This window comes from Erythrobacter sp. JB2-19 (assembly GCF_057365005.1).
The window spans coordinates 878,334-898,723 of record NZ_CP200290.1 but is presented as its reverse complement, the minus strand read 5'-3'; the positions used below and the strand labels follow the sequence as shown (position 1 = coordinate 898,723).

At 59.2% G+C, this 20,390-nt stretch carries 15 protein-coding genes; 2 read left to right on the top strand and 13 right to left on the bottom strand.

Translation table 11 applies throughout. The annotated features are described in order from the left end of the window. The first annotated feature begins 11 nt into the window (after nt 1–11). Nucleotides 12–584, top strand: coding sequence for a nucleotidyltransferase family protein (locus AC0V6O_RS04300; RefSeq protein ID WP_486141845.1), 573 nt, complete (start codon nt 12–14; stop codon nt 582–584). Here AC0V6O_RS04300 and AC0V6O_RS04295 read toward each other — a convergent pair. The 4 genes from AC0V6O_RS04295 to AC0V6O_RS04280 all read right to left on the bottom strand — a co-directional run bounded on the left by AC0V6O_RS04295 (nt 570) and on the right by AC0V6O_RS04280 (nt 7,509). Next, complete coding sequence (locus tag AC0V6O_RS04295) at nt 570–1,817, bottom strand: Nramp family divalent metal transporter (RefSeq protein ID WP_486141843.1); 1,248 nt, start codon at nt 1,815–1,817, stop codon at nt 570–572. The genes AC0V6O_RS04300 and AC0V6O_RS04295 overlap by 15 nt on opposite strands. Then, nucleotides 1,814–5,452: a hydantoinase B/oxoprolinase family protein gene (locus AC0V6O_RS04290; protein WP_486141841.1), complete on the bottom strand. Its 3,639-nt coding sequence runs from the start codon at nt 5,450–5,452 to the stop codon at nt 1,814–1,816. Before AC0V6O_RS04290 ends, AC0V6O_RS04295 begins: the two co-directional genes overlap by 4 nt. A gap of 70 nt (nt 5,453–5,522) precedes the next feature. Next, nucleotides 5,523–6,155, bottom strand: a complete 633-nt coding sequence (eda, locus tag AC0V6O_RS04285) for a bifunctional 4-hydroxy-2-oxoglutarate aldolase/2-dehydro-3-deoxy-phosphogluconate aldolase (protein WP_486141839.1) — start codon at nt 6,153–6,155, stop codon at nt 5,523–5,525. Nucleotides 6,156–6,294: 139 nt separating this feature from the next. Next, nucleotides 6,295–7,509 carry an FAD-dependent monooxygenase gene (locus AC0V6O_RS04280; RefSeq protein ID WP_486141837.1) on the bottom strand — a complete coding sequence of 405 codons (1,215 nt, stop codon included), beginning with the start codon at nt 7,507–7,509 and terminating at the stop codon, nt 6,295–6,297. Between the two features lie 134 nt (nt 7,510–7,643). On the opposite strand from AC0V6O_RS04280, the gene AC0V6O_RS04275 reads away from it, so the two are divergent. Further along, nucleotides 7,644–8,441, top strand: coding sequence for a DUF1499 domain-containing protein (locus AC0V6O_RS04275; protein ID WP_486141835.1), 798 nt, complete (start codon nt 7,644–7,646; stop codon nt 8,439–8,441). On the opposite strand, the gene AC0V6O_RS04270 is transcribed toward AC0V6O_RS04275, so the two are convergent. From AC0V6O_RS04270 to AC0V6O_RS04230, 9 genes are all read right to left on the bottom strand, one after another. After that, the gene (locus AC0V6O_RS04270; protein WP_486141833.1) at nt 8,431–9,036 is read right to left on the bottom strand and encodes a CDP-alcohol phosphatidyltransferase family protein; all 606 of its coding nucleotides are present in this window, start codon (nt 9,034–9,036) and stop codon (nt 8,431–8,433) included. The two genes, AC0V6O_RS04275 and AC0V6O_RS04270, sit on opposite strands and share 11 nt — an antisense overlap. Before the next feature lie 96 nt (nt 9,037–9,132). Next, nucleotides 9,133–10,425 (bottom strand): NupC/NupG family nucleoside CNT transporter, encoded by a 1,293-nt coding sequence (locus tag AC0V6O_RS04265; RefSeq protein WP_486141831.1) that lies wholly within the window; start codon nt 10,423–10,425, stop codon nt 9,133–9,135. 68 nt (nt 10,426–10,493) lie between these two features. After that, entirely contained in the window at nt 10,494–12,635 is a 2,142-nt protein-coding gene (locus AC0V6O_RS04260; RefSeq protein ID WP_486141829.1) for an FAD-dependent oxidoreductase, read from the bottom strand. Nucleotides 12,636–12,698: 63 nt separating this feature from the next. Then, nucleotides 12,699–13,820, bottom strand: coding sequence for an FAD-dependent oxidoreductase (locus AC0V6O_RS04255; protein WP_486141827.1), 1,122 nt, complete (start codon nt 13,818–13,820; stop codon nt 12,699–12,701). Between the two features lie 45 nt (nt 13,821–13,865). Beyond that, nucleotides 13,866–14,144 (bottom strand): hypothetical protein, encoded by a 279-nt coding sequence (locus AC0V6O_RS04250; protein WP_486141825.1) that lies wholly within the window; start codon nt 14,142–14,144, stop codon nt 13,866–13,868. Between the two features lie 186 nt (nt 14,145–14,330). Beyond that, complete coding sequence (locus AC0V6O_RS04245) at nt 14,331–16,490, bottom strand: hypothetical protein (protein ID WP_486141823.1); 2,160 nt, start codon at nt 16,488–16,490, stop codon at nt 14,331–14,333. Then, the gene (locus AC0V6O_RS04240) at nt 16,487–17,878 is read right to left on the bottom strand and encodes an efflux RND transporter periplasmic adaptor subunit (protein ID WP_486141821.1); all 1,392 of its coding nucleotides are present in this window, start codon (nt 17,876–17,878) and stop codon (nt 16,487–16,489) included. Before AC0V6O_RS04240 ends, AC0V6O_RS04245 begins: the two co-directional genes overlap by 4 nt. Continuing rightward, complete coding sequence (locus AC0V6O_RS04235) at nt 17,859–18,866, bottom strand: efflux RND transporter periplasmic adaptor subunit (RefSeq protein WP_486141819.1); 1,008 nt, start codon at nt 18,864–18,866, stop codon at nt 17,859–17,861. The genes AC0V6O_RS04240 and AC0V6O_RS04235 overlap by 20 nt, the downstream gene beginning before the upstream one ends. Before the next feature lie 3 nt (nt 18,867–18,869). After that, on the bottom strand, nt 18,870–20,366 hold the full coding sequence (locus AC0V6O_RS04230; protein ID WP_486141817.1) for a TolC family protein: 1,497 nt from the start codon (nt 20,364–20,366) through the stop codon (nt 18,870–18,872). Between the last annotated feature and the right edge of the window lie 24 nt (nt 20,367–20,390).

Here is a 20,390-nt window from a genome sequence, read left to right as displayed (position 1 = left end):
ACGGCGGGCTTATGATCGCGCTACTCGCGGCGGGCCAATCTCAGCGTTTTGGCACGGCGGACAAACTGTCCGCGGAATTGAACGGCACCATGCTGGGCCTGCATGCGAGCGATACTCTCGCTTCCCTGCCCGCCGATCATCGCATAGTCATTGCATCAAGCGATGAACACGCGTGCGCCGATGGCTGGCACACAGACGGTTTTCAAATCGCGGTCAATCCAGATGCCGATCTCGGCATGGGCACGTCGGTTGCTCTTGCGGCAAGACTAGCCGCTGAGGCGAAGGCCGAGGCGCTGCTTATTACGCTTGCCGACATGCCATTCGTGCCGCTCACTCACTTGAAACGCCTTGCGGCATGCTCAGCGCCCAATGCTCTTTATGCCTCCTGCAGCTCCGTCAAAAGTTCGAGTCCACGCATGCCGCCAGCATTGTTCGGATTCTCACACTTCACGGCACTGATCTCTTGTGACGGAGAACAAGGTGCGCGCGATCTAATTCGCCAGGCACAGCTTATTGAAGTTGCGCCTGAATTCCTGGCTGATATTGATCATCCGAGCGATTTGGAACGCCTAGAAAAACGCTAGGATGACGCTGATAGGACCATAAAGCAGGTCAGTTAGCAGCATCAAACGCACGCCCAGCCCCGCCGCAATCAGCACCACGCCAAAGCCCAGCACATTGGCAAGTGTACCATTGGTAAAGCGGCCAAGTACGGCTTTCTGATTCATCACATAGAGCAGGAAGATCGCAACAATGGGCAGCAGCAATCCATTGGCGAATTGCGCAGTGAGGATGATCTCAATCGGGCGAATTCCAGTGAGTGCAACACCAGCTCCGATGAGAATAACGCTGAATGCAATTGCTCGAAACTTGAATGATTTTTGTCCACCTTTGACACGCAATATCTCGGTCATGGCAAAGGCCGTAGCGAGCGGCGCGGTGATCGCACTGGTCAGGCCCGCTGCGAACAAACCTATGCCAAGCAGATATTTAGAGCTGGAACCAAACAACGGTTCGAACTGCCCCGCCATCTCCGCTGCACTGCCAACAGAGATGCCCGCGGCAAACAGGCTGGCCGCGGCGGTCGATGCAATCAGGATCGCGATAATCCCGCCAATACCAATGGCAATGCTGGTGTCGGCACGCGCGATCTTCAGATCATCAGGGCCAGCCCACTTTGCCTTGGCAGCGGACGCGTGGAGAAACAGATTGTAAGGCACGATTGTGGTCCCGATCAGGGCAATAACGGTCAGCAATGCACCTGATGGAATTTGCGGTACGAACGCGCCAGTCAGCAAAGCGCCCATGTCCGGCCGAACCACCAGAAACACCGCGACAAACGACGCTGCCATGATCGCAACCAGCCCAAGCAAGACCCTTTCAATATGCTTATAGCTGCCAGATACCAATAGTCCTGCGGCCAGTACCGCAATCAGCAGTACTGAACCTTTGAAGACTGCATCGGATTCGCCCGCAATCGCAGAGATCCCCAAGGCTGCTCCTGACAGATTGCCCGCTTCATACGCCGCGTTACCAAGATAGAGGGCAAGGCCAACCAAAACGATCAAAGGCCATTTCCAGATTGAGCTATCAAGCAGATCGGCCAGAGTTTCGCCCAAACCCTTTTGCGTGACCACACCAAGACGAGCAGCCATTTCTTGCAACACGATGGTGGCCAAGGTGGCGAACACCAACGCCCAAATCAACGCATAGCCAAAGCTCGCCCCGGCGATTGTACAGGCCGTTACTGTGCCCGGCCCAATAAAGGCGGCAGTTACCAGCGCTCCTGGTCCGATATTGCGTACCTTGCTGATCATGCTTTGCCTTCTTCCATTCTTCGCTCAGCGAGCAGGCCAAAGCCGCCGCCGGTGGGTGTTTCAATCACAATCCGGTCGCCCGCGGCCATATGGGTTTGCGCGCATCCGCCAAGGTTATCGCAGTGTCCATCCAAGCGCAGAGCCAGATTGCGACCCACCCGGCCATTCTCGCCGCCCATTATGCCCGGTGCAGGTACGCGTCGACGCTCTGACAGAATGGCGCATTCCATCTCCTCTCGAAACCGGATCACCCGGCGGACCCCGTCGCCTGCGTTCCATTTTCCCTTGCCGCCCGATCCGCGCTCAATCCGAAACTCGTCGAGCACCACGGGATAACGCTGCTCCAGCACTTCGGGATCGGTCATACGAGTGTTGGTCATATGGGTGTGGACGCCGGACGCCCCGTCGAAGCCCGGACCGGCGGGCGCGCCGGAGCAAATCGTCTCGTAATATTGGACGCGGGCATTGCCAAAGGTGAGGTTGTTCATGGTCCCCTGCCCCGTGCCGAGCCGCCCTAGAGCCGCGAACAGAGCGTCGGTGACAGCCTGGCTGGTCTCGACATTGCCCGCCACCACAGCCGCCGGGAACGCGGGATTGAGTAGACAGCCTTCTGGGATAATCACGTCGAGCGGCTTCATGCAGCCTGCGTTTAGCGGAATGTCATCGCCGACGAGACAGCGGAAGACATATAGGATCGCGGCATGCGTGATCGCGCGCGGGGCGTTGAAGGCATTGTCCATCTGGGCGGACGTTCCGCTGAAATCGACTGTCGCACGGCTCGCTTGCTTGTCGGCGCGGATGGCAACCCTAATCGCCGCTCCGCTGTCCAGTTCGAGCGTGAACTCGCCATCTTCGAGTGTCTGGATTGCACGTTTGACCGCCGCCTTCGCGCTGTCCTGGATGAAGCCCATATAGGCGCGCACTTGGCCCAGCCCATAGCTGCGCACCAGCTTACCGAGCTCATTCGCGCCTGCTTTGTTCGCGGCGACCTGCGCCATCAGGTCAGCGATATTCTGGGCCGGATTGCGCGCCGGGTAAGGCCCGCTGCTGAGAGCATTTTCTATTCGCGCCGTTTGAAATTCGCCGTTCTCCACCAGCTTGATGTTGTCCAGCAGCACACCTTCTTCGTGGATTGTGCGACCCAGCGGCGACATGGACCCTGGCGCAATGCCGCCAATATCCTCGTGATGCGCGCGTGACGCGGTGAAGAACATCAGCGATCCGTCTGTCTCGTCAAACACCGGCGTGACCACAGTAATATCAGGGAGGTGTGAGCCGCCCCTATGCGGGTTGTTATGCACGAAGGCATCGCCGGGCTGGATCGACTGGCCACTCTCAATGATCGTCTTTACGCTCGCATCCATCGAGCCAAGGTGCACGGGCACATGCGGGGCATTGGCTACCAGATTGCCATCCGCATCGAAAATGGCGCAGGAAAAGTCGAGACGCTCCTTCACATTCACCGATTGAGACGTGTTGCGCAGGACAATACCCATTTGCTCCGCGATCGACATGAAGAGATTGTTGAATATTTCCAGCGTGACGGGATCGCTTTGTTCGGCCACTTGCGCGTCCACTGCGGAGGCAATTCCGACCTCCCCCGCTGTCAGGATAAGGTGCCCATAGGCATTGAGGTCAGCGCTCCAGCCCGGTTCAACAATGATCGTACCGGTCGGCTCAGTAATGATGGCGGGGCCTTGAATTGTGGCTCCGGGCACTAGCGAAGCAATATCATAGACCGGCGCGTTGTGATGCGCGCCCCCGGTGAACATTCGCACTTCATCAATTGGATCTGGCGTGGCGTCGCCATGCGCTTTCACCACCGCCTCATCTGGCCGCTCTCCCGCTGCGCGCGTTTCGACGACCAAAGTGTCCAGCAACACGGCCTTACCCGGCGCGAGGAAACCGAATTGCCGTGCATGATCCGCTTCGAACGCCGCACGCATTGCCGCTGCGTTGCCAATGGCGACGCGGATCACCGTGTCCGTCCCGCGATAACGCAGCAGCGCAGAGGCGCGATGTTCGAGCGCTTTTTCTCCTACGCCTTGCTCCGCCAACTCGCGGGCATTCTCCGCTTCAAGCTCGGCGATCATTGCCTCAACCTGCGCCAGCACCGGATCGCTCAGTTCATCGTCAACGACCCGCTGCCGCTCAGTCGCTATCGCAGCCAATCCCATGCCATAGGCGGAGAGAACACCGGCAAAAGGATGCAGCAAGATTGAGCGGATACCCAGCCGTTCCGCGACCAGGCAAGCATGCTGCCCCCCAGCGCCACCAAAGCAATTGAGAGCATATTTCTGCACATCATAACCGCGCGCAATCGAGATTTTCTTGATCGCTTGGGCCATGTGCTCGACCGCGATTTCTAAGAAGCCCTCTGCCACCTGTTCTGCGCTGCGGCCATCGGAGATCTCGCCCGCAACCGCTTCAAAGCCAGCGCGCGCCACCTCCACACCCAGCGGCTCATTCTGATCAGCGCCGAAAATCTTCGGGAAATGCTCCGGCTGCAATTTACCCAGCACCACATTGATATCCGTAACCGTCAACGGACCGCTGCGCCGGTAACTCGCCGGGCCAGGGTCCGCTCCCGCAGAGCCGGGGCCGACCCGCAGCCGGCCATCCTCATAGCGCAGCACCGATCCACCGCCAGCGGCCACAGTGTGAATGTTGAGCATCGGCACGCGCATCTGCACGCCAGCGACCTTGGTCTCATAGACCTTCTCAAACTCGCCCGCATAATGCGATACATCGGTGGATGTCCCGCCCATGTCGAAGCCAATCACGCGGTCGAACCCGGCCAGTTTTGCGGTGTGGACACAACCAACAATCCCGCCTGCTGGACCAGAGAGAATGGCATCACGCCCTCGAAACTGCGCAGCATCCACCAGTCCGCCAGAGCTTTGCATAAACAGCAGCTGCCCCGGTTCATGCACCTTACCAAAGGCGCTCGCCACCCGGTCAACATAGCCGCGCAAAATAGGCGTCAAATAGGCATCGACAATCGTCGTCTCCCCGCGCGGCACAATTTTGCTGAGCGGGCTGACATCATGGCTGATGGAGATTTGCGTAAAGCCAATCTCGTGTGCGATTTTCGCCACTTGCCGTTCGTGCTCAGGAAATTTGTAGGCGTGCATCAATGCGGCCGCGACGCAGCGAATACCCGTATCATAGGCCGCTTGCAGAACGCCGCGCACCTGCGCCCGATTAAGCGGCAGCTCGACCGTACCATCTGCCAATACACGCTCATCAATTTCGGCCACTTCGCGGTACAGCAAGTGCGCTTTCTCAATATTGAGCGCAAAGGTGTCTGGCCGCGATTGATAGCCAATTTCGATCACATCACCGAGGCCCCGCGTGGTTAGGAACAGTGTGTCTTCGCCCTCCCGCTCCAACAGAGCATTGGTGGCGATCGTCGTGCCCATTTTGATAGCGGAAACCTGATCCATCGGGATCGGAGCGCCACCGTCCAGGCCCAGAATTAGGCGAATGCCATGCAGCGCAGCATCCTCATAATGCTCAGGATTTTCTGAAAGAAATTTGTGAGTCGTCAGCGCCCCAACGGGATCGCGCGCGACAATATCGGTAAAGGTGCCACCGCGATCAATCCAAAACTGCCAGCCGGTGTCCCCGTCCATCTCGCCTCAACACGCACCCAAAGAGCTCATCACAACCTAAGCTGTGGTCGAGCCGGGCAGTTATGGCAAGCTAGCCCTTGGCAATCGCCACAGCTTCGCTCGCCAGCTGAGTGACGCGCGCAAAGTCACCGCTTTCCACCGCATCGCGCGGGGTCAGCCAGCTACCGCCGCAGGCCAGCACGTGATCGAGCGCCAGAAACTCTGCCAAATTGCTGGCGGAAACACCGCCCGTGGGCATAAAGCGCATCTCGCGAAACACCGAACCCAATGCCTTGAGCATGGGCACGCCGCCCGCGAGGCTGGCGGGAAAGAACTTCACATCGCGCAGACCCAGTGCATAGGCGCGCTGAACCTCGCCAGCGGTCATTGTGCCGGGGAAGAAGGGAATGCCTTCATCGAGGCAATAGACAGCTATCTCATCGACCAGGCCGGGCGAAACGATAAATTCCGCGCCGCTCGCGCGGACAGATTTGGCTTGATCAAGGGTCAGGACGGTGCCCGCACCAACGATCAGGCCCTCGGTTTCGGCTATGATCGCCTCCATCCCAGCCTGAGCCGCATCGCTGCGCATCACGACCTCGATGACCGACAGACCGCCAGCGTTTAGGGCATTGGCGGTCTTCACCGCGAGCGCTGCGTCATTTTCGCCGATCAGTGGGACTACGGGCGCTGCACTGAGCCGGGATGAAAGATCACTGGTCATATGGGTATGCCTCCGTGCCCCAATGCGCCGCTTGCCCGGCGCTTTCGTAAGAGGGGCGTCTGTAACGCCAACTGCGCCCTATGCACCAGTGAAAACGCCGGGCCGAGGTGGAGCAAACGTATGCGCGCCAAATCCCGATTTAGCCAGTTTGTGCGGTCACATCATGGCCATAGATCCAGTCGAATTGCGCATCCAGCGCTGTGGGCATGAGACGGCTTGCGAGCCAGATTGGCCCATATGTCGCGAGTTTCGCGGCGGCGCTGCGACGGTGGAATATGCCCATATTGGCGCTGGCGCGGCGCTGAACCCGCGCGGTGCGCGGCAGACGCTGCGCCTCGTAACGGGCAAAGGCGTCTGGCGCGTGGGCGGTTTCGGACAAGGTGCGCGCAAGCACCCAGCCATCCTCAATCGCCATAACTGCCCCTTGCGCCATAAATGGCAGCATTGGGTGGCAGGCATCGCCGAGCAGGGTGACACGCCCATCACTCCACTGGCCAATGGGCGCACGGTCAAACAAGGCCCAGCGATAATGTGCGTCGGCTTGCTCGATCATGCGAGTGATCACCGGGTGCCACCCAGCGAAATCTGCGAGGGTCTGCTCCTTGGTGCCGCGCTCGCTCCAGCTTTCAACCTGCCAATCATCGCGTTCCACTACGCCCACAAAATTGGCCAGCGTTCCGCCGCTCAGACGGTAGGTGACGGCATGTTTGCCCTCGCCCATCCAGATGCAGGCAGCAGGCGGCGGGACGTGCTCGCCCAACCGATGCATAGGTACCACTGCACGCCATGCGACATTGCCTGTGAAGCGAGGATTGGATGGCCCAAGCATTTGCTGACGAATGACAGATTTGATGCCATCTGCGCCGATCACGATATCGCCTTGCACTCGCGATACATCGGCAAGGATGGCCCAGGCAGAGCCTTCATCCTGGCCATAGCCGGTGACCGCGGCACCAGTGCGTAAAGCGCCCGGACTGCGCGTTTCCAATGCGCCCGCAAGCACTTCGATCAGATCCGCGCGGTGCACATGCCAATAAGGCGCGCCGTGACGCCACTCCATAGCCGTATCCCAGCGCGTACGGCCGATGAGCGTGCCCGAGGTCCCGATGCGAAACTGCGCTTCTTTCGGAGCGAAGGCGTGTTGTTTCAACAACGTTTCCACACCAAGCGCGCGCAGTACCTTCACGCCATTGGGGCTGACCTGAATGCCGGCGCCCACTTCGCTCAGATTTTCGGCTTGCTCCAAAACCTCCACCTGCCAACCAAAGTGGTCGAGGCACAATGCCGCGCACAAGCCGCCAATTCCACCGCCAACGATAACCGCTTTCATGGAAACGCTTTCATAGAACTGCATGCCTATCCGCCTGCGCCGCCATGCGGCGTCTGGAGCGCCCCTATCGCGGGCGCAGTGAATTCTATCAACATCCGAATTCACCGGCATAATGAGAGGGCTTTGCAGGTTTGGGCTGCCTCGCTAGAGATGCGGGCATGCAAACAACACCTTGGCACAGCCGCTTCGTATTTCTCCTCGCCTTGCTTTTGCCGGTCTATTTCGCTGGTTCAGCGCTTGGCACCAAGTTTGGATTGTGGAGCTGGCAAACCGGTCTTGGCACTTTGATCGCCAAGGTCGGGCCGCTGCTTCTCGGCGGTGTGGCGCTGGCGGCCTTGGTTTCCTTTGTCGTCTGCGTGTTTAGAAAACCGCGCAAGGGCTGGCTCTTGGCTTTGCTCGCGATTGCAATCCCGGCGACCGCATTTGGCGCGCTGGCAATGGTCCGCGCTCAGGCGGGCGCGATCCCGCCGATCCACGATATTGCGACCGACACCGCGAACCCTCCCGGCCTCTCTGCAACGGCGCTTGCTGCACGTAATGAAAGCGGTGCAAACCCGATCAATGACTATCAAACCCCGCTGGGCGAAATCGATATGTGGAAAGAAAGCGATCCTGAAATCGCCGGCAAATCCCACGCTCAGTTGATCACATCGGCCTACGCTGACCTCGCGCCTTTGCCGCTGGGCAGCACCAGCCAGGCTGACGCTGTGGCCGCAGTTGCTGCGGCAATGGAAGACATGGGTTTTGACAATGTGGTGGCCGATACAGAAGCTGGCCGGGTTGACGGCCTGGCCGAGACATTCTGGTTTGGTTTTAAGGATGACGTGACCGCTCGCATCGCAGAAAATCACATTGATTTTCGCTCTATCAGCCGGGTCGGCGTGAGTGATCTGGGCGCCAATGCCGCGCGGATCGAAGAGCTGCGCGGCAATGTCGAAAAGCGGCTCAATCCTTGAACTGAAAAACGGCCAGAGCGCTGCGCTGAAAAACGGTTAGGACGCATAGACTAGCATATGCGTATGCGATGAATGCGAACCATGCCGGAAACACGCACATTGTGATGAAAACTGCAATGGTCTCAGTACCTTCTGCGAGGCCAGTGGAGTAAAAGAAGCTCTTTTTCCCGTGAGCGTCTGTCTGTTCGCCGCGCTTACCCGCGATCACCGCAAAGGCAAGGAAACTGGTGCCGGTTAAAACGAATGCGGCAACCAGGACCAAGGCGGGCAAAGTGTTCGCCGGATTGAGCACTCCGAAACCAAGCGGGATTGAGACGTAAAAGGCAAAATCCGCCACAATGTCGAAATAACCGCCGAGATCGCTCGACTGCGTCGCGCGCGCCACCGCCCCATCCAATCCATCTGCCAAGCGGTTGGCGATGATGAGGGCAAGGCCCAACCACAATTCGCCAAAGGCAATCGCCGCCGCTCCGGCCAAACCCAAAGCCAATCCGCCAAAGGTCAGCATATTCGCGCTCAGCCCGAGGCGAGCCAACGCAGCGCCTATCCGATTAAGCGGTGGATCAATGAGAGGGCGGAGTTTCGAATCAAACATCGCTGCCCCCTCTACCAGCACCGCTTACCGACCCGGCCACCATATCGTGATGGCACCATTGGTGGACGGGTGGGGAGGCGGGGCGGGAGGTCTGCATCACAATGAAAACGTCACAAGGCCAATCCAAGCGCCCGTCATAGCGGTGGCGATATTGCCCGCGATCCAGCTCTTGATACCCAGACCCGCCGTCTCTGCGCGGCGCTCTGGACACAAAGTGCCAATGGTCGACACCAGCAGGCCAATGCTCGCAAGGTTCGCAAAGCCGCACAGAGCATAGGTCACGATCAGCAGGCTGCGCGGATCAAATGTACCCTCTGGCAGGCTGGAAAGCTCCAAGAAGGCGACATATTCGTTGAGGATCGCCTTGGTCCCCATCAATCCGCCCGCATCCTGCGCCTGCTCCCACGGCACACCAATCACCCACATCAGCGGAGAGAACAGCCAGCCGAAAATGCGTCCCAATGTCAGCACTTCCCCGCCAACGAAAGGCAGCAGCGCCAGCGCCTGATCGGTCAGGGAGACCAGTGCAAACACCACAATGATAACCGCCACCACAGCCAGAAACAGCTGCATCCCATCCATCGTGCCTTTGACGATGGCATCAATGCTGCCTTCGTATTTGAGGCCCGGATCTTCGCGGTCGACCTCGGTTGCGATCTCTTCGCCGCCGTCCGCATCCACGTCGCCCGGGACCATCAATTTCGCGATCAGCAAGGCAGCGGGCAGCGAAACGAGTGAGGCCGAAATCATGTGGCCCACCGCGTTGGGCACCGTGTCTGATAGGGTAGAGGCGTATAGCACCAGCACCGCGCCGCTGATCGTCGACATGGCTAGCACCATCACCTGAAACAGCTCAGCCCGACTCATTTTGGCAAAGTAGGCCCGGATAACCAGCGGGCTTTCCACAACCCCAAGAAACATGTTGGAGCCACCCGCGAGCCCTACGACACCGCTGACCTTGAGCGTGCGGCGCAGCATGTAGGACAGGCCGTTGACCAACCAGCGCAGCACGCCCCAATGCCACAGCAGGGCCGCAATGGCCGACAGTACAATCACCAACGGCAATATCTGAAACGCCACGATCAGCGGCGCATCCGCGCCCTCTTTCAGCTCAAAGGGGAGCGGTGCCCCGCCGAGATAGCCGAACATGTAGGACGAACCATCAAGCGTCGCCCGTTCAATCGCAGCCACACCGGCATTGGCATATTCCATCACGGACCAGACGAATGGCACACGGACGATGATCAGCGCCAGCGCGCCCTGCATCGCCAGCGCCCCGGCGATCCAGGCCCAACTGGGCCGACCGCCGCGATTTTCAGACAGACCCCATGCAATCAGCACCAGTAGAGCAAGGCCGAGAATTCCCCGAAACTGGTCAAAAATTTCCAAGCGCGCGCCCTTCTTTGTACGTTAGCTGGCCCTTGTTGCTGAAAACCTTGCCTAACGCCAGTGCACGCTTATCCGCGCCGCCAATCGTGATATTTCTCGACGAATGTGAGCAGTTTTTCTGGCTTATTCGCCTTCTTCCAATTGCCCGCCGCAAACTTGTTTGCCTCGGCCATGGTGGGATAGGGATGCACTGTACCAAGGATCTTATTGAGACCCAGCTTGTGCTTCATGGCTAGGGTATACTCGGCCAGTAACTCGCCCGCATGCGCACCGACAATGGTCGCGCCCAGGATTGTGTCCTTGCCGCCCGGCGGGGTTAGAACTTTGACAAAGCCCTTGGTCTCGCTTTCGGCGATTGCGCGGTCGAGATCGTCGAGATCGTAGCGTGTGACTTCGTAAGCGATGTCTTGCTCCTTCGCCTCAACCTCGTTGAGGCCAACGCGGGCCACCTCTGGGTCGAGGAAGGTCACTGCCGGGATCACGCGGTAATCCGCCTTGAACCGCTTGAATTGGCCGAACAGCGCATTGACGCTGGCGAACCAGGCCTGATGGCTGGCTGTGTGGGTAAATTGATAGGGGCCAGCGACATCGCCTGCGGCGTAGATATTGGGGAATTTCGTGGCGAGAAACTCGTCAGTCACAACCGTGCGGCTGGTATCGACACCAATGTCTTCGAGGCCATATCCGGTCAGGCGCGCCTTGCGCCCAACCGCAATGATCAGCGCATCATAGGCAACCGCGCGTTCGCTGCCCGCGTGCTCGACAACAATTGCACCGCCTTCCGTGCGCACCGCCTTATGATCGGTCAGCACGGTTACCCCTGCTTCCTCCAGCGATTGCTGCGCAAGCTGCGAGACTTCTTCATCTTCGCGGCCCAGCACACGGTCCGCCATTTCAATCTGCGTCACGTTAGAGCCGAGGCGCGCGAGGGCTTGCGAAATCTCACAGCCAATCGGTCCACCACCCAGCACCGCGACGCGCGCAGGCGCTTTGTCCATTTCGGCAAAGGCATCCCACATCGTATCCGAGGTGAGGTAGCCGCTCTCTTCCAGCCCTTCGAGCGGCGGGATGAACGGTTCTGCGCCCGCTGCGATCACGATGCTCTGCGTGGTCAGCCGGTCTGTACCGCCATCATTGCGCGCGATCTCCACCGTCCATGGGTCAACAACCTTCGCATAGCCTTCGATCACATCGACGCCGAGGTCGGTGTAGCGTTCCACACTGTCATGCGGCTCAATCGCTTTCACCGCACCCATCACGCGGGCGATGGTCTGTTTAAACGGCACCTCCGGTTCCTGAGCAGCTAGGCCGTATTTGTCAGCATGGCGGATCATCGCGGCGACCTTGCCGCTCTTGATCAACGCCTTTGACGGCACACAGCCGGTATTGAGGCAATCGCCGCCCATTTTGTTGGCTTCGACCAAGGTCACCTTGGCCTTCACCGTGGAGGCGATGAGCGCGGAAACGAGGCCAGCAGAGCCAGCGCCGATCACTACCATATTGCGATCAAATTTCTTCGGTTTGGTGAAGCCTTTGTAGACCTTGCGACGCTTGATCGCACCAATGATGCCCTTGGCGATCCACGGCACAATGCCAAGAAGGACAAAGGAACCGATAATGGCAGGGGTAAAGATCCCGCTCGGGCTGTCGAGTGTGGCCAATTGCGTACCAGCATTCACATAAACCGCTGTACCAAGCAGCATGCCCACTTGACTGACGAGCGCATAGGTCAGCGTCTTGATGCGGGTAAGACCCATCACAAGATTGATTACGAAAAACGGCACAGCCGGGACCATCCGCAAGGTGAAGAGGTAAAACGCGCCATCACGCTCCAGCCCCTCATTGATGCCTTTAAGCCTGTCTCCGAACTTGGCCTCAATCGTGTCTCGCAGGACGAACCGCGAAGCGAGGAAAGCAAAAGTTGCACCCAGGGTCGAAGCAAAGGAAACAACAATAAGGCCCGTGGTAAAACCAAACAATGCGCCAGCGGCCAGAGTCAGGAAAGCGGCACCGGGAAACGACGCAGCTGTTGCGATCACATATATGGCAAAGAACACCGCGATCACCTGGATCGGATTGTCAGCGAACGTCTGCTGCGCGCCTGCCACCTGCTCTTTGATCGCTTCAAAGGTCAGATACTGCCCCAGATCAAAAATGAAATAGGCGGCGATCAGAGCGGCCAGCGCGATTATGATGGCAATCTTTTTCATGGGTTTCCTTGTCGTGGCCCTATGTGCATTATGACCCCCTATTCGCGCGCTTTGGCTATGCGGTTACTCTGTTTCTGCCAGATGCGCGTAGGAGGCGAGCCAGCGTTTGTCGATCCAGCGTTTGAATTTTGCGGCCCAGCGGCCCTTAGCCGCCAATGAACCATAGACTGCGATGGCCAAGCCATTGCCGGTGGAAATCAGGTAAAGACTGGCCGGGCGCGGGTGATACGTACGGCTTGGCTCTAGCCCTAACGCGGCGGCGCGGATGTTTGCGGCGAGCACGGGACCAGTGTGGACCGCATGCACGCCGGATCGTGGAACATGCCTGTCCTGACGGCTCGCGACGTCCCCGGCAGCAAAGATATACGGGTGGGATAGAACGCGCTGCTGCGCATCGACCGCGATGAAGCCTTGGGCATCAGTGGCAAGACCGCCAGCTGCGGGCCAATCCGGTGCGCCGCTACCTATGGCAGCGACGATCAAATCGGTTGGCTCTAGCTTTCGCGGCCCGGCGAACAATTGTGCGTTTTCGATACGGGCATTTTCGGCAGTGACTTCGATCCCTTGTGCGCTCAGTTCGGATTGAACGAGGCTGCGCGCTCTTGCTCCAAAACCCGGCAGCAGTCCGTCTGCTCCGGTTATCAGTGTGACCTCAGGTTTGGGGCCTTCGGCGCGCATATTGCGCAGACCAAAGGCAAGCTCCGTCCCGCCAGCCCCGCCGCCAATCACTGCAACGCGCCGAACCCGCGCGGTGTGGCTCCATTCGCGCACTCGCTCCGCAAAAGCATCAATCGGGCGGACATCGGCAATGCGCGGATCATCGCCGAGGACGCGCTCGGCCCTGCCGACCCCGCCGGTGTCGATCGAGCATGTCTTGAACGCGATCAGCCCGCTGCTCAGCGTCATAACAGAGCGTACTGCTGGATCGATTGCAATACAGCGGTCAGCGATGAACTCAGCGCCCGCGCGTTTCGCCAGAGCCTGCACATCGACCAGGCCATCCTCCGGTGAATATTCGCCAGCGATCCAGCCAGGCACCGTGCCGGAATATCGCAAGAACCGCGAGGGGGTGAGCACCGCCGTACGTGTCACTGGCAAGCCATTGCGAATCCAGTCCGCCAGCACCGCGAGATGCGCATGCCCGCCGCCGATCAACAGAATCTCAAAGGGCGCGCGGGCAGTCATCCCTGCCCATTTGCGCGCCTGCTCGCCGATGTCAAAGAATGTGCGCTATCTCAGGCAATCAAGCCCCTTGGATAAGCGCTCCTGCAAGTCCAGCAGGTTGACCTTTTCGATATCGGCAATGGCATTATCAGACGCCAGCAATCCAGCCTGACAGCGCAGCGACTGCGACACCAGATCAACCGATTGCAATTGCGCAAGATGATTCGAGAGCACCTGCTCATCGCAGCACAGCGCCTCGCCGAGGCCTTCAATAATCTCGGCCAACTGAATAAGCTCACCCGATATATTGCCGAGCAGCTCTGAGGGGATCACGTGTTTTGTCATCTTGAAACGAGAATTATCCCGTTTCGCTCAATGTAGAATTGCTATTGGCATAGAGGTAAATACGGGCAGACGGCTCGCAAGCTCTTTGGCACCCGTTCCTAATTTGATATGTCTCGTAAGGTCATTGGTTGACCCGTTTTTTGCGGAGCTGCGGACACGCAGATCAGCCCACCGCATAGCGCAGCGTTAGAAGATACGGCGGAACATGCGCGCCAGCTCAGTCGCCGCCCACTGCGCAAAAGATCGCCCTTCGGTGCGGATCTGGACCGATCCCGGGACCAGCTGGATTTGATAGTCCTCTCCGCTAAGCGCGCCCTTTTCCGCGATCATTCGAATACGGTACAGCGCCTCGCGAGGGGCCAGTTCCTCGCCATCTTTGTCGACCGCAATCGGGCCCCCATTGGTCGAGGCGAGGATAGGCTGTTCGAGCCGGACGATCGCGCTGGAAGACATTTCGACCAGCTTGGCAGAGCGGGACGGCCCGCCTGCATCCGAGGCCACAAATGTGCCCAGCGCGCCCTCACCCAGGCGCCAAATCTCGTCTTCGGGCACATAGGCCTGAACGTCGTAATCGCTCGGCGTCACCACATGAGCGATCACCTCTTCCCCGCCGATCCAGCGTCCGGGATGCATATCGGGCATCAATCCAGAGACAGCGCCCGGCCCCGGCGCACGCAGGATCAGTTTGTCCGCTCGCCGCTCGAGCCCGGCCAGCTTGCCGCGCTCCCTCGCCAGCTCGCGTTCCAGAACAGCACGATTGGAGCGATCCCGGCTGTCAGCCATAGAACGGCCCATTTGCAGCTCAAGCTGCGCGATCCGCACTTTGGTGGACGCTGCATCGGCGGCAAGTTCTGGCGCGTCGAGCTCAATGATCGGATCCCCTGTCGTTACCGACTGACCGTTTTGCGCGATCACTTTGACCACGCGCGCTGGCTCTCCCGACACAATCGGCGCAGCGCCAACCGGCGTCAGAACAGCATAGCCGGTCACATGACGGTCCAGCGGCAGAAAGGCCGCGAGCAATAGGCCGCCAATAATCCATAACCACGCTTTGCCTCGGCGGGTGCTGGTGATCGATTTACGAAGACCAGCCCATTCGCGCATTTCAGCAAACACTGGCCGGCCGATAAACACCACCAGCTCCACAATCGCCAGGATCAGGCCCAGCGGCTGGAAAAACAGATTGTAAACCAGGATCGCGATCCCGGTGAACAGGAACAGGCGGTAAACCCATGTCGCATAGGCATATAGGATCATCCCGCGCCGCAGCTTGCTTGGAACCTCTTCTGGCGCAGCAGCGCCCAGCCCGAACAGGATTTCGCGCATCTTCCACTTTGCCAGGGCAAAGGCGCGTGGCTGCAAATTAGGCACGTTGAGAAAGTCTGACAGCACGTAATAGCCATCGAAGCGCATGAACGGATTGAGGTTTATCGCGAGGCTCATGATCCAGCTGGTTGTCGCCAGGATAAACGCCACGCTGCGCGCGGTGCCATCTGGCAGGATCACCCACAGCATCGTGGCAATGCTAGCCACCATCAACTCTGCCGCCACACCTGCGCAATCAATCGCCAGGCGTTTCTTGCGCGAGGTCAACCGCCAGGCTGCGGTCGTATCGGTGTAGAGCACCGGCATCATCACCAGAAAGCTAACCCCCATGGTCGGCACCCGGCAGCCATAACGGGTGGCGGTATAGGCATGGCCGAACTCGTGCAGGATCTTCACAAAGAACAATCCTGCGCCGTAAGCGATCAGACCCTGCCAACTGAAGAAATAGAGAAACGACGCCATGAAGGCATCCCATTGGCGCGAAACCAGAAACAGGCTGGTGAGAGCCAGCACGCCAAAGAACACGAGGCTGTAGAGCGACCACAGCGGCCGGACACGGTCAATCGTACGTTCCAGAAAACGGGCAGGCTTCACCAATGGAATGCGGATGAACAGATAATTGTCGAGCAGCCATTTCCACGCCGCTTTCTTGTTGCTGGCGCGCTGCTCCATATAGGCAGAGACGCTGTCGCGTCCCACCGGGCCAATGGTCAGGCCATTGGTTGCGGCAAATTCCACAACGGAATTGAACGCATCATTGGCTTCATCGCTGGATAGGCCGCGTTGCTGCAAATCATCGCCGATCCGGGCAAGATTGCCACTCGCCCAATGCGAAAAGATCACGAATTCGATCTGGCCCAATTGAAAGAACGCATGGCGGACCGGATCAAACAGGTTCCAGCTTGGCGCTCCATTCACCAGCGGCGCGCCGGGCTCAATCCGCAGTTCCTGCCGCAAAGCGGGCAGCGGAGGCGGCTTTGGCACCTCTGGCAGATCAATCGGGATTGCCGCTGAATTCATAGTCCGACAAATTGGCGTAGGGCCGCGATGGGCCTGCGCAGCAGCGAATAAACAAACGGCACCCAGCGGCCATAGACCTGAGCCGTGCCGCGCGATCCAATCCGAGGGTTATCGCCGTCAAGCTGCGCGGTCAGTGCAAAGGCTAGCGTTCCATCAGGCGTCTGGCGGGCCTGATAGCTCGCCGTTTCTAACAGGCCGTCAATTGCCCACAATGGCTGGGAATCGAGCCACATCTTGATCTTCGCGCCCTTTTCCAGCGACATCTGCTCCGCCGCTGGCAGATCGATGCGGATCATCACCTCGTCTGGATTGACGACCTGCATGATCGGATCGCCGACATTGACCGCGCGCCCTTCCCAATCGCGGCGGTCGCTGAAAAGGGCCATGCCGTCACGCTGAGCGGTTATCGCTGATTGCCCAGCAAGCTCTTTGGCATAGTCATATTCGGCCTGCGCGACCTCAACCTCGGCCCGCATGATCGCGATATCAGAGGTCTCATCCTCATCGCTAAATGCGGAGCTGGTAGAGCGTTCGAGCCGCGAACGGGCAACAGCGAGCCTTTCCTCAGCCAGCTCCAACTCATTATCCAGCCGCACATCGTCAAATCGCAGCAACACCTGGCCCGCTTTCACCGGCGCGTTGGGCGTGACCTCGATTGAGGCAATCCGACCTGAAAACGGCGCGGCGACAATATACGGCCGCTCGGCAACGATCTCAGCCGGGGCCAGAGCCGTAAGGCGCACAGGGAACAGCAGGACAACAGCGATTGCAGCCGCGATCCATTTCTTCTTCTTGCTGTCGATCACTGGCAGACGGCGAACAGGCTTACCACCGCTCAGCGCCAGCCAGGAATGCGTCGCCGTTTCCGCAATGCGCGCCGCACGGTATTTCTCGCCCTCACGCAATGGCTCATCGCGAGCGAACAGCAATCCGCCAAACACTTCACCATCTTTGCCAAGCAGCGGCTGCCAATGGACCTGGGAATAGGGATATTCGTCAAAGGCCTCATCCGCGCGCAGGCTCGCCGCATCAAAAGCGTTCGGCTGCTCCAGCCCGTGATCCAAGGCCAGGCGCTCAATCGCCTTTTCCAGAGCATGAATCAGCGGTGCATTGCGATCAACGGTCGCCAGAGACGAAGCGCATTGCACCTCGAACCCTTGCCCAATCCGCGCCTGACGCAGCACAAACATCTGGCCGTAGGGCAAGACCTGGCGCGCTTCATTGGCGACAAGATATTGCAGCTCTTCGACGGTCTCTTGACGGCGAATATCCGCCTCGAATTGCAGCAATGCGGCGAGCTTTGCCGCATCTGGCTGCGCGCCTTTGGGGGTCAGAGCGCTAACCTTGGTCGCAGCGGTCTCAATCGGATCAGCTTGGCTGGCTGCCATCGGCTTCAGCCCCTTCCGCGGCCGCTCCGCTCGCTTCGCCTTCAGCGGTGCCCTCAGCAGCGCTCCCGCCCACTTCCTCTGTCGCGGCAGGTTCGTCGCTTGGCTGTTCGAAGGTTGCTGTGCCGCTCATGCCGGGCAGGACCAGTGCATCACCGCGATCAATATTGGCACCGATGCGGATCGTCTTGCTAACCGGATCAACCGAAGCGCCCAGCCGGGTTACGACACCCGTGATGGTCGCGCCTGTCTCGTCAATCACGAAGTCAAACTTCGCACCCGGTTCCAGCCAGGTCAGCCAATTGCTGGGAACGATCAGATCGGCCTCCAGATCGCCGCCGCTTTGAATACGCAGCAGCGGCTGACCGCTAGCGGCCACTTCGCCGCGGCTGGCGATTTCTTCCACCACCGTGCCGGCGAATGGCGCATAGACTGCGCAATCGCGCAGCTGAGCCGAGACCGCATTGGCCTCTGCCTGCGCCCGGCCAAGATTGGCGCGGGAAACCGCCACTTCGTTTTTGCCAACAGCCTCATAGCTGTCGAGCTCAACATTGGTCTCGTAGGTCTTTTGATAGGCCGCCGTTGCAGCGCGTGCCGCGTTCAGTTCCGCCTGAATGGTTGAACAGTCAAACCGGGCAAGCAAAGCGCCTTTGCCAAAACTGCGTCCTTCCCGAAAAGGCATGGAGGTGATCCGCGCCGTCATGCGCGAGGCCACCGTGCTCTCGTTCTTTGCCGCGATCACGCCGCGTGCATCCAGTACCGGTTCCGGCTCAGGCTCTGGGACGGCATCTCCGCCCTCGCCCGCTGCCAGCTCCGTCTGCTCTGCCGAGGCAACAGCTGCATTGTCCGACCACTGCGTGTCGCCGCTGCCCGCGTAGACGACCCCGGCAATGGCCGCAGCCACAGCGAGAACGCCGCCGCTAATCCACAGCTTGCGGTTGCCATCTTCTGCGGGCGGTGATCCCTCGTCCACCTGCTCAATGTCACTCATGTTTTAACTTCCAGACAGCTTTACCGCAGCTTCGCGGTCCTGCCACATTTGCTCCAGTGATGCGCGCAACGTAGCGACATCTTCACGTCCGGTCACGTTTGGACTGAATTCGTCGATACCCATGGAGGCAAACAAGCCAGCATATGCGTTTTGCGCCTCTGCATAGGCGATGTCGTATTTCACCTCTGCGGCCAGCGTGTTCATCTCTTCACGCAGCAGCGTCTGACGGCTCATCGCGCCGGCCCTATGACCTGAACGGATTTGATCCAGGATCTTGTCCTGCACTGCCATTTGGCGCGATGCCGTGTCGAGCTCTTCGCTCAAATGACTGAAGCGCGCACGCGAGACGTGAACCTGCGTCATCACCGCCATGGTCAGCGCCAATTCGCGCTGCTGCAGCAGGTCTTCCTGAGCGCGCACGGCCTTCTTATGCGCAGGCAGGCGGAACAGGTTCAGGACGTTCCAACTGGCGCGGGCACCGTAATTGATCCAGTCATTGTTAAACAGGAAGTCGTTTGAATCGACATTCACGCCCAACACGCCGCGGAAACTCGGCAATGCCGACAGCAATGCCGCGTCCAGCTCGCGCGAATTGATCCGCTGGCGATAGCTAACTTCGCGCAGCTCTGGACGATTGAGCAGTGCTGTCATCATCATGTCTTCGCCAGCGTATTTGACCGCAGGCAGAGTGTTCGTGCGATCTGGCAGAGCGAGCGAGAACTCTGTGCCGGGACGCAGGTTCATGAGCGCTGCCAATTGCGCCTTTGCAACGACCAGCTCGCGCTGAAGCTTGCGGATTTGCGCCTGAATTTCCAGCAGTTCGCGCTGATAGGTCAGCGCGGTTAGCGGGGCAGACAGGCGCCGCTCAGCCAAACGCTCTGAATTTTGCAGCGTGGTGGTGACCGAATCTTCCAGCTCTTGCAGCTTTGTCAGCAGGCGCTCGGCGCTGACCGCACGCCAATAGGAAGACCGCACATCCTCGATCACGCGGTTGGCAACCTTGCGGCGACGCTCCTGCGCGATCAGGACTTCATCTGCCCCTTGCTTTGCCCGGACGTAGGACAGGCCAAAGTCGAGCACATCCCAACTGAGTGCGAGGTCGGCGGTAAACAGATCGCGTTCCTGCGAAGTCGATGGCTCCAGCGATTGCCGCCGCGTGATCAGCGAGAGCGAGCTAGCGCCAGAGAAGTTGTTGCGTCCGGCATAGCCAGCGCTGGCAACCAATTGCGGCAGCATATCGTAACGCTGAAGATCAAGTTCGCGGTCGCGCAGCGCGATCTCCATCAGCTCGACCTTGTAATCGAGATTGTACTTCAGCGAACGAGCCATCGCTTCGTAGAGATCAATCGGCGCCGTTACCGGCTCCTGATCCACATCAACCCGCTCAAAATTGCTGGCCGCTGTCTCGTTCAACTCCGCCGCCGTGAACGGCTCGGGTACAGTTGCGCAGGCACCCAGGAAGAGTGTCGATGCGCTTACCAGTGCAAGTCCCTTATTCATTGGCTCACCTTCATCCGTTCTATT

What these genes read in the sequence shown, in the direction of transcription:
- AC0V6O_RS04300 (WP_486141845.1), top strand. Translation starts at nt 12, where the DNA reads ATGATCGCGCTACTCGCGGCGGGCCAATCTCAGCGTTTTGGCACGGCG.
- AC0V6O_RS04295 (WP_486141843.1), bottom strand. Translation starts at nt 1,817, where the DNA reads ATGATCAGCAAGGTACGCAATATCGGACCAGGAGCGCTGGTAACTGCC.
- AC0V6O_RS04290 (WP_486141841.1), bottom strand. Translation starts at nt 5,452, where the DNA reads ATGGACGGGGACACCGGCTGGCAGTTTTGGATTGATCGCGGTGGCACC.
- eda (WP_486141839.1), bottom strand. Translation starts at nt 6,155, where the DNA reads ATGACCAGTGATCTTTCATCCCGGCTCAGTGCAGCGCCCGTAGTCCCA.
- AC0V6O_RS04280 (WP_486141837.1), bottom strand. Translation starts at nt 7,509, where the DNA reads ATGCAGTTCTATGAAAGCGTTTCCATGAAAGCGGTTATCGTTGGCGGT.
- AC0V6O_RS04275 (WP_486141835.1), top strand. Translation starts at nt 7,644, where the DNA reads ATGCAAACAACACCTTGGCACAGCCGCTTCGTATTTCTCCTCGCCTTG.
- AC0V6O_RS04270 (WP_486141833.1), bottom strand. Translation starts at nt 9,036, where the DNA reads ATGTTTGATTCGAAACTCCGCCCTCTCATTGATCCACCGCTTAATCGG.
- AC0V6O_RS04260 (WP_486141829.1), bottom strand. Translation starts at nt 12,635, where the DNA reads ATGAAAAAGATTGCCATCATAATCGCGCTGGCCGCTCTGATCGCCGCC.
- AC0V6O_RS04255 (WP_486141827.1), bottom strand. Translation starts at nt 13,820, where the DNA reads ATGACTGCCCGCGCGCCCTTTGAGATTCTGTTGATCGGCGGCGGGCAT.
- AC0V6O_RS04250 (WP_486141825.1), bottom strand. Translation starts at nt 14,144, where the DNA reads ATGACAAAACACGTGATCCCCTCAGAGCTGCTCGGCAATATATCGGGT.
- AC0V6O_RS04245 (WP_486141823.1), bottom strand. Translation starts at nt 16,490, where the DNA reads ATGAATTCAGCGGCAATCCCGATTGATCTGCCAGAGGTGCCAAAGCCG.
- AC0V6O_RS04240 (WP_486141821.1), bottom strand. Translation starts at nt 17,878, where the DNA reads ATGGCAGCCAGCCAAGCTGATCCGATTGAGACCGCTGCGACCAAGGTT.
- AC0V6O_RS04235 (WP_486141819.1), bottom strand. Translation starts at nt 18,866, where the DNA reads ATGAGTGACATTGAGCAGGTGGACGAGGGATCACCGCCCGCAGAAGAT.
- AC0V6O_RS04230 (WP_486141817.1), bottom strand. Translation starts at nt 20,366, where the DNA reads ATGAATAAGGGACTTGCACTGGTAAGCGCATCGACACTCTTCCTGGGT.